Annotated in this window: 6 protein-coding genes; 1 reads left to right on the top strand and 5 read right to left on the bottom strand. The window is 64.1% G+C overall.

The genetic code is table 11. From position 1 onward, the window contains the following. Window positions 1-12: 12 nt before the first annotated feature. From JWQ89_RS13665 to JWQ89_RS13680, 4 genes are all read right to left on the bottom strand, one after another. Complete coding sequence (locus JWQ89_RS13665; protein ID WP_299641877.1) at window positions 13-2604, bottom strand: GH116 family glycosyl-hydrolase; 2592 nt, start codon at window positions 2602-2604, stop codon at window positions 13-15. 167 nt (window positions 2605-2771) lie between these two features. Then, window positions 2772-3623 carry a carbohydrate ABC transporter permease gene (locus JWQ89_RS13670; RefSeq protein WP_299641878.1) on the bottom strand — a complete coding sequence of 284 codons (852 nt, stop codon included), beginning with the start codon at window positions 3621-3623 and terminating at the stop codon, window positions 2772-2774. Then, window positions 3620-4528 (bottom strand): sugar ABC transporter permease, encoded by a 909-nt coding sequence (locus tag JWQ89_RS13675; protein WP_299641880.1) that lies wholly within the window; start codon window positions 4526-4528, stop codon window positions 3620-3622. The genes JWQ89_RS13670 and JWQ89_RS13675 overlap by 4 nt, the downstream gene beginning before the upstream one ends. Before the next feature lie 198 nt (window positions 4529-4726). Next, window positions 4727-6016 carry a sugar ABC transporter substrate-binding protein gene (locus JWQ89_RS13680; RefSeq protein WP_299641881.1) on the bottom strand — a complete coding sequence of 430 codons (1290 nt, stop codon included), beginning with the start codon at window positions 6014-6016 and terminating at the stop codon, window positions 4727-4729. Between the two features lie 200 nt (window positions 6017-6216). Here JWQ89_RS13680 and JWQ89_RS13685 point away from each other — a divergent pair, with 200 nt between their 5' ends. Then, window positions 6217-7227, top strand: a complete 1011-nt coding sequence (locus JWQ89_RS13685) for a LacI family DNA-binding transcriptional regulator (protein WP_299641883.1) — start codon at window positions 6217-6219, stop codon at window positions 7225-7227. Window positions 7228-7319: 92 nt separating this feature from the next. Here the strand turns inward: JWQ89_RS13685 and JWQ89_RS13690 are convergent, their stop codons facing one another. Continuing rightward, complete coding sequence (locus tag JWQ89_RS13690) at window positions 7320-8411, bottom strand: histidine kinase dimerization/phosphoacceptor domain -containing protein (RefSeq protein WP_299641885.1); 1092 nt, start codon at window positions 8409-8411, stop codon at window positions 7320-7322. Between the last annotated feature and the right edge of the window lie 338 nt (window positions 8412-8749).

Raw genomic sequence — 8749 nt, forward strand, 5'->3', positions numbered from 1 at the left:
CTTGGCCATGGGTCAGAGAGCCCCGAACTGGAAAGACTGCCCGGCGGCGAGCCGCAGCGGCTGGGCAAAGCTCTGCGTGTTGCCGGCAACCGTCAAGCTCGAGAGCTGCAACGCGCCAGCCTTCACGCTCAGGGTGAGTTGGCCGCCGAGGAGCGAGAGTTCGCCCCAGCTTTGGCCCGCCGACCAGAACAGGCGATAGTCACAGGATGACTTCGGATCGAAACTCAGCGTGCCGGCGACGAAATCGGCCTGCAATCCCGAGAAGGCGTTGACCAGTTGCCAGGCCGACATCGAGCGGGCGTAGTACGAGCCGCATTCGATGTCGTTCCACGGGTTGCGGCGGCTGCCGTCGTGGCGGTTGCGGGCGGCGCGGACCACGTCCATGCCCTCGTCGACGAGCCCGTTCATGATCATGTGCGAGGCCGACATGTACTCGATGCCGGTCCACACTTCCTCGGCGTAGGGCGCGGCGACCATCGGCTGGCGGATGCCTTCGGGATAGGTGGCGATCAACAGGCCGGCCTCATCCTCGTAGGCATAGTTGCGGCCGGGGTTGAAATGCGCCTCGAGGCTCGGCTTGAAGTTGTTGCGATGCACCGAGCGCAGCGCGGTTGCGACCTTGGCCTTGTCGAGGAACTGTCCCAGCCCGGCAACTTCGGCGTGCCACAGGCCGAGGATCTGGTCGGAGATACAGCCCTCGCCCATCTGGTACTTGAGCTCGGAGAACTCGTCGGACCAGTAGGTCTCCATGAAGCCGTCCGCCAGCACGCCGGCGTTGCGGCCGACATCGAACGGGGTCAGCACCGACTTGTCGCCGAGGTCGATTTTCTGGATGAACCAGCGGCCGTTGAAGAGTTCGGTGTCGATGTAGTCGGCCCCGGCCTTGCCTAGCCGCGCGGCCTTCTCTGCCAAGGCGACATCCCCCATTGCCTCGGCCATCTCGGCGGTGGCGAGGAGGGCGGCGACGTACATCGAGCCCAGCCATGAATTAGGCTCGAACAGCTCCATGTCGAGGGTCTGGTGCTGGCGGCCGGAGAGGATGCCGGTCTCGCCGGGGTCCCAGCGGTCCGGATTCTCCGCCGACCAGGCGTACTCGATGGCGCGCTTCACCTGCGGCCAGTAGCGGCGCAGCCACTCGGTGTCCCCGGAAAGCTTCCAGTCGCGGAACGTCTTGATGATGGCGCCGAAATGACCGTCGACGCAGGGCCCGATAATGTCGAAGCTCGAGCCGAGCGGCAGCTTCTGGCGGAAGGTCAGCCCGCCCGTCGGCAGCATGTTGTAGGTGAGTTCCGTCTCGCGCAGCGTGCGCTCGATCGCGGGGAACAGGTGCGCCAGCGCCTGTTGGTAGTTCCACACATGCGTGCACGAGCCCTCGCACGAGCCGTCATTGGTGTGCTGGCCCTCCCAGGCCCAGAGCGCGCCATTCTCCAGCCGGATCACCGTGGCGGTGCGCAGCAGCGCCAGCGTCGCCGACGACGCGTCCTTCACCTCGGCCGGTAGCGTTGTGCCGAACAGGCCGTCGCGGAACCCGGTGGTGGCATCAGCGAGGCTGTCCCACCGCTGCAGTGCGTCGGTGGCACTGGCCGTCGAGTCCCCCCATTGCGTGGCGTAGTAGTTGGTCCAGCTCGGGGTTGCCTTGTCGGGGATCACGCCGTCCGGCTTGTTGCGGAAGGCCCAGTAGATATCGCCCTTGGGGAAGCTCCAGGAGATGACGAAGCGCACGGTCCTGCGGCCACCGGCCGGCACACTGACGCGAGCGCCGAGCGTGCCGTGCTCGGGCTGGAGACTCATGTGCCTGGACGTGCGCGGCTGGTCGTAATGCCGCGTGGGCAGCCGGCCGGGACGGGCGAACTCCTTCCAGTACACCGCGAGATCGTCGAACCACTGGCCGCGATAGTGGTGATCGGTGTGGTCGACGTCCTCGGCGTCGGTGGCGATGGTGAGGTCGCCGCGTTGCGTCTCCGGCAGTTCGGAGTCGGTCGAGGTCAGTTGCAGCGACGCGATTCCGTCGGCCTGCGAGAAAGTATGCCGACCGCTGTTCGAGCCGTAGTTGCCGAGCGTTCCGGCAAGCGTATAGGTCAGCGCGTCGGCAGTCGGGTTGACGATCTCGAACTCGAACATCGCCACCGGCATCGAGCTGTCGCGGTCGTTGTGCGGAATGAACGGCGAGAGTGCGGTAAGCCTGACGTCGCCGGGGAAATGCGGATCGCTGAACACCAGGTCGGCGGTGGGGAAGCGGCCGTAGAAATCCACCGACTTGAAATGCGGCACGCCCGCCAGCGTCTGCCGGTTGGCGCCATGGCCGAAGCCGTCGAACATCCTGCGCAGGCCGGGCGCACCGGAGGGATTGAGGTCATACGGCCCGTTGAGGACGCGCGCATCGAGCAGCGTGCCGTCCTTCTCGGCCTTGATGGCGAAGTGCGAGTAGCCGTTATAGCCCTGCAGGGCCGGCCGGTTGCGGATCGACCAGTCGACCAGCCGGCCGCTGCCCGAGATGGACAGCCCACCCGAGCCGATGCCGCCGAGCGGGAAGGCGATGTATCGGGAGCGTTCGCCGGCATAGTGAAAGCGCGGCTCAATGGAGGCGAGATCGTCCCACGACATGCTGAATTTCCTGGAGTTCTTTGGGCTGGTGGATGTGCTCCCCTCCCCCTTGAGGGGAGGGGCAGGGGGTGGGGGTCCATCGGTGATGACGGCGCCACCCCCTCCCTCGATCCCTCCCCTCAAGGGGGAGGGAGGCGTCTGTGGCGAGATCATGTTCATTCCGCCCGCTAGTTCTTGATGCCGCTCATCGTGATGCCTTCGATCACGAACTTCTGGGCAATGAGGAAGAGCAGCACGACCGGCAGGATCGACATGCTCATGGCGGCCATCACGACCGAAAGATTGCCGGCGCCCATGTAGCCGCGCAGCACATCCATCGCGAGCGGCAGGGTCATCTGGTCCTGCTTGCCGAGCAGCACCTTGGCCTGGAAATAGTAGTTCCAGGTCTGGGTGAAGGTGATGATGCCGAGCGCCGAGAGGGCAGGGCGCAACTGCGGCAGCGAGATACGCCAGAAGATCTTCAGGTAGCCCGCGCCATCCATCAGCGCCGCCTCTTCCAGCGCCTTGGGCTGGCTGAGCATGAACTGGCGCATCAGGAACACGCCGAAGCTCGAGGTGAGGTACATCAGCCCGAGCCCGATCGGTTGGTTGATCAGCCCGACCTTGGCGTAGCCCAGATAGATCGGCAGGATCGTCACCTGCGCCGGGAACATCAGCCCGACGAGCAGGATGAAGAACAGCGCGTCCCGCCCGCGGAAATTGAGCCGGGAGAAGGCGAAGGCGGCGAGCGTGCAGGTCACCAGCTGGCCGACCGTCACCACCAGCGCGATCAGCACCGAGTTGAGATAGATGCGGACGAACGGCACCTTGGAGCTCAGCACCGCGACATAGTTCGAGAAATCAAGGCTCGGTGGCAGGAAGCTCGGCGGCATCTTGTAGGCGTCCGCCACCGGGCGGAACGACATCGAGAACAGCCACAGGAATGGCAGCAGCATGCAGATCGCCAGCAGCACCATGCAGAGGATGATGGCCCAGTCGATCCAGCGCTTGGCGGCGCGGGTCTGCATCATGGCGCTCATTGCTGCACCCACTTGCGCGAGACAAGCTGCTGCACCGCAGTGATGCAGAGGATGAGCACGGTCATCACCACCGAGATCGCCGCAGCGTAGCCGATCTGGAAGCTGCCGAAGCCTTCCTCGACAATGAGGATGGAAAGCGAGCGGGTGGAGTCGCCGGGCCCCCCCTGGGTCAGGATGACGATCGACTCGAACACCTGCAGCGCGCCGATCGAGGCATAGACGATGCAGAAGAACACCACGGGCGAAATGTAGGGGAGGGTGATGCGGAGGAACTGCCGCCAGGCGGGGGTGCCGTCCATCACCGCCGCTTCGAGGATGTTCCTCGGCACCCCCTGGAGGGCGGCGATGAAGATGATCATGAAGAACCCGGTGTTCTTCCACACGTCCATGATGATGATCGAGGTCATCGCCTGGTTCGCATCGGTGAGCCAGCGCACACCCGGCAGGCCGACGACGCGAAGGAAGTAGTTAATCACCCCGAGGTCGTCGCCGTAGAAATAGGTCCAGACGATCGAGACGAATGCCGCAGCGATGATCACCGGCAAAAAGAAGCTGAGCCGGAAGAAATACAAGAGCCAGCTCGGCATCATCCGATTGAGCGCCAGCGCCAGGATCAGGCCGATCGAGACGTTGAAGGTCACTGCAAAGAAGGTGAAGCGCAGCGTGTTCCAGAGGATCTGCACCGAGCGCCCGTTCGAGAAGAAGCGCGCGAAATTGTCGAAGCCGACCCAGCGCGAGCCGATCATCGGGTCGTAGTAGGCAAAGGCGAGAATGCAGGTCAGCACCACCGGCGCGAGGACGAAGGTCAGGTAGAGCACCGCCGTCGGCAGCACGAAGAGGTAGCCGGTACGCGCCTGGGCGCGGGCCAGCTCGGATGGGCGGTGCTTGGATTTGGTTGCGGTCACGGTCGGGCCGACTGTTCCGGCTAAAGAAGGTGTTGCCATGCTTTCACCGGGTCATTCCCGCGAAAGCGGGAACCTCCGTTTGCGATCGCGCGAGAAGTAACAGAGGTCCCCGCTTTCGCGGGAAGCCTCCAAGTGCTGCGAGATCAGGGAGCCGTCCGGTCCCGCCTTGTGGCGGTGCCCGGACGGACGGAGAGACGGTCAGCCGCCCATCTGCTGCTTCAGCCGGGCGAAGGAGTCGTTGAGCTCGGCATCGGCCTGCTTCACGCCGTCGGCGATCGAGACCTCGCCCGCCATCATGGCGGTGTAGTAGCGGATGAAGATCTTCTCGACTTCCTGGAAGTTGGCCGGGGAGGGCACTGCCTTGGTGTGCGGCAGCGTCTCGTAGTAGAGCGCAGCCGAAGGCGGGAAGCTGAGGAAGCCTTCGGTGGAGGCCGCCGACTTGCGGCCGGGCACGCCGCCGCCGCCTTCGCCCTCTTCCTTCTGCGTCTCTTCGCTGGTGAGTTCGAGGATCAGCGCCTTGGCAAGGTCGGGATTGGCCGTCGTCTTGTTGACGGCGTAGCCGCCAAAGCCGATCACCGTGGTGTCGCTCTCCTTGGACGGCACCTTGGCGATGTCCATGTTGAGCTTGTTGGCCTTGGCGTTCTCGACGATCCAGTGGCCGCGGCTGATCATGGCGACCTGGCCGGCAAAGAACTGGTTGTCCATGGTGTCCTTGCCCGGGATGGGCGAGACGCCGTCGACATGGATCAGGTCGTAGAGGAACTGCAGCGACTCCGCGACCTTGGGGTCCAGCATGTTGGAGGCCGACCAGTCGTCGTTGAGCACGCCCGTGCCGTTCGAGAAGAACCAGGGCTGGATGAAGAAGTTCTGGTTCGGGACTTCATAGCCGAACTGCGTAACGTTGCCCGAGCCGTCCTTGACGGTGAGCTTCTTGGCCACCTCGCGGAACTCCTCCCAGGTCCAGGAGCCGTTCGCCGGATAGGGAACCCCGGCCTTGTCGAACAGGTCGCGGTTATAGTTGATCATGATGTTGTTCCAGCCGATGGGGATGTAGTTGATCTCCCCATTGTAGGAACCCTGCTCGAACAGGCTCGGCGCGAAGTCCGAGAAGCCGGTATTGGCGGCGACGAAATCGTTGAGCCCCAGCCACAGCCCGCGCGACGAGAAGGCCTGGAAGGTCTCGATCGCCGTGCCGTAGACATCCGCCGCGGCGCCGGCATTGAACTGGCCGAGCACCTTGGTGACGTAGTCGCCCCAGCCGGTGGAAATGGCGTCCATTTCCACTTCGACGGTGACATTGGGGTATTTGGCGTTGAAGCGCTTGATGGCGTTGTTGATCGAAGCCAGCTGCGCCTCGCCGCCGAAGCCCTGCAGCTTCAGCGTGGCGGTGGCATCCGACTGGGCGAAGGCGCGCCCGACCCCGAGGCCGGCGCCGGCGGCGAGCGCAGCAGAAGACAGCAGCAGGCTGCGCCGTGAAAGCTTTAGCATTGGATATCCTCCCTTGGCGCCGTCTCCAGCGCATTGACGCCTCGCCGGTCTTCCGGTCGAAACGTTTCGTTTTCCGGTTTCGTCTAACTGCCGACGCGGATGATCTCCCGCATCGCGACATCAATTTGCGTGCACGAAACGTTTCGTATAGTGCATTTCGGCGCGCCCTTGGCAAGAGGGCCGGGGCAGAGGGGATCGATTTGGCCACCATCAAGGACGTGGCCCGCTTGGCGGGGGTGGCGATTTCGACCGCTTCGGCAGCGATCAACCGGTCGGCTCCGGTGAGCGAGGATGTGATCGCCAAGGTCGAGGCGGCAGTGCGCCAGATCGGCTACGTGCCGCATGGCGGAGCCCGCAGCCTCAGGATGGGGCAGTCGCGGCTGATCGGGCTGATCCTCCCCGATATCACCAACCCGCACTTCGCCAAGGTGGCCAAGGTGGTGGAGTCGGCCTGCCTCGAGGCGGGCTACATGGACGCGGTCTACTCGACCAGCGAGGACGACGACCGGGAGCGGCAGATCCTCGAGATGATGCGCATGCAGCGTGTCGCCGGCCTCATCATCATTCCCACGCGCTCCGACGCCGAGCATGGTGCGCGCCTCGCCGAGCAGATCCATGTGCCGACGGTGCTGCTGGACAGCTTCGTCACCGGACTTCCGTATGACGTGATCAAGCTCGACAACGTCACCGCCGGGCGGTTGGCGACCGAGCACCTGATCGGGCTGGGGCACCGCCGGATCGCCGTGACCACCGGCCGCCCCAACATCATCACCGGCGAGGATCGATTGCGCGGCTACCTCGCGGCGCTCGAGGCGCATGGCATTGCATTGGAACAGCGGCTGCTGATCGAAGGCCGCTTCGACCAGGCCACGGCGCATGACGCAACGCTTCGCCTGCTCGCCGAGCCCGACCCGCCGACCGCCATCTTCGCGCTCTCCAACATGATGGCGCTCGGCGTCCTCAATGCCGTGCAGGAGATGGGGCTCAGCGTTCCCGCCGACCTGTCGGTCGTCAACATCGACGATTTCGACTTCGCCAACATCATGAGCCCGCCGCCCACTGTCGTGTCCGCCCCGGTCGAACAGATGGCCCAGCGCGCCATCGACACGCTGCTCGCTGAAATCCGCAGCAAATCGGCGCCGACCGGGAAGGTTGAGCTGTTCGAGCCGCGGCTGATCGTCCGGGCCAGTGCCAGCAACCTCGCGCGCTGAGGCCGAGAGACGGGTTGCGATCCGCTGCCGTCAGCGTGCCGTCAAACGTACCGAGAGCCGGTTGCAGAGCGGAGCGGACGCCGGCCCTCGAACTAGCCAGCCTCGGGGATTGCATGCCTGCGGGCAAAGAAGATCGAGACGCTCATGCCCTTGCCGGGGCTCGACTCGACCGTGAACGCGGCGTGGGCATTTTCCCTGAGCGACTGGACGATCATCGTGGACATCTTTCCCGCCGGCGGCCAGGTAGCGCCTTCGGGAAGGCCCTTGCCGTCGTCGCTGATGAGGACTTTGCATCCCGAGTCGTCGACAAGGCATTTGAGGGTGATGGTGCCGCCATCGCCATCCGCGAAGGCGTGCTTGAGGGAATTGGTGAGAACCTCGTTGATCACCAGACCGGTGGGGAGAGCGACGTCGACGGCGACCGGCCACGTATCGACCTGCAGATTGAGGTGGATACCCTCCACGGCATGCGCCGTCATGACGGCCGACGCGATCTGGCTGACATACACTCCCAGGTCGACCGTGTCGCCGGCACCTTCGGCCGCGAGAGAGCGGTAAAGCAGGGCTAACGCCTCGACGCGTCCGGCAAGGGTGTCAAATCTGTCGCCGGTAGATTTGTCAGGCAGGTTTCGAGCCTCGAGCCGGATCAGGGCCGTGATCATCTGCAGGTTGTTCTTGACCCGGTGCTGAAGCTCGCGCAGCTGCGTGTCCTTCTCCACCACCTGCTGCCGGTAGTCCTCGCCGGTTTCGTTCGTGGGGTGGTTGTTTGTTTCAGACAGCGCAACAAGCCGATAGGTCTCCTTGCCGCTGTCGTCCTCGATGACGTTCGACCACGCGTCCGCAATCAGTTCCACTGAGCTGCCTGGAATGACAAAGGTACCCAGATAGTCGCTTTCGGACACCAGCACGTCGCCCAGCGGCTTTCCGCTGTTTTCGGATGTGATGGTGTCGGGCAATGCGGTCCAGGTCTTGCCTTCGAGGGAGGCCGCCGTCGTCCCTGCCAGCCGCTGGAACTCGGGATTGGCATAGATGATGCGCTCCGCCGGCATCAGCTCGGCAACGGCAACCGCAAACGGGATGTGGTCGAGGAATTTCCTGAAGCGATCACTTTCAAGCGCATCTGCCAGTGCAGAGCTATCGGCTAAGTCCTCAGGTCGCGGCGTGTTGTCGGCGTCAGGCGTCATGGCTGGTCCCAGATGTACCGGATTTCATGACGCACCGGCGGCCGGAGCGCAACTGCCAGGTAATCGTGGACCAAGCCGATGACCCGCAGCGGCAAGGGGGACTGCAGGCGCGGAGCACGGCCCAGTACCTCTTGCGGCTCGACGGGATGATGACGCCTTGCTTCACAGATCAGTGGGTCGCTAACTCTCGTCGAAAGGTGAGAGCAGCTATAACCTCGCCGGTATCGTCCCCGATTTCCATCCACTGGTCCTCCGGATTTACTTCCAGCATACCGGTTTCAATAATTGTCAGGGCGTCATAAAAGGCCCGCTGCCATGCCGCGTCGAAATCGGGCAAT

It is taken from the genome of Devosia sp., assembly GCF_028290645.1.
Classification (GTDB): Bacteria; Pseudomonadota; Alphaproteobacteria; order Rhizobiales; family Devosiaceae; genus Devosia_A.

Coding starts and splice junctions, on each gene's coding strand:
- JWQ89_RS13690 (WP_299641885.1), bottom strand. CDS start 8,411: ATGACGCCTGACGCCGACAACACGCCGCGACCTGAGGACTTAGCCGAT.
- JWQ89_RS13680 (WP_299641881.1), bottom strand. CDS start 6,016: ATGCTAAAGCTTTCACGGCGCAGCCTGCTGCTGTCTTCTGCTGCGCTC.
- JWQ89_RS13670 (WP_299641878.1), bottom strand. CDS start 3,623: ATGAGCGCCATGATGCAGACCCGCGCCGCCAAGCGCTGGATCGACTGG.
- JWQ89_RS13665 (WP_299641877.1), bottom strand. CDS start 2,604: ATGTCGTGGGACGATCTCGCCTCCATTGAGCCGCGCTTTCACTATGCC.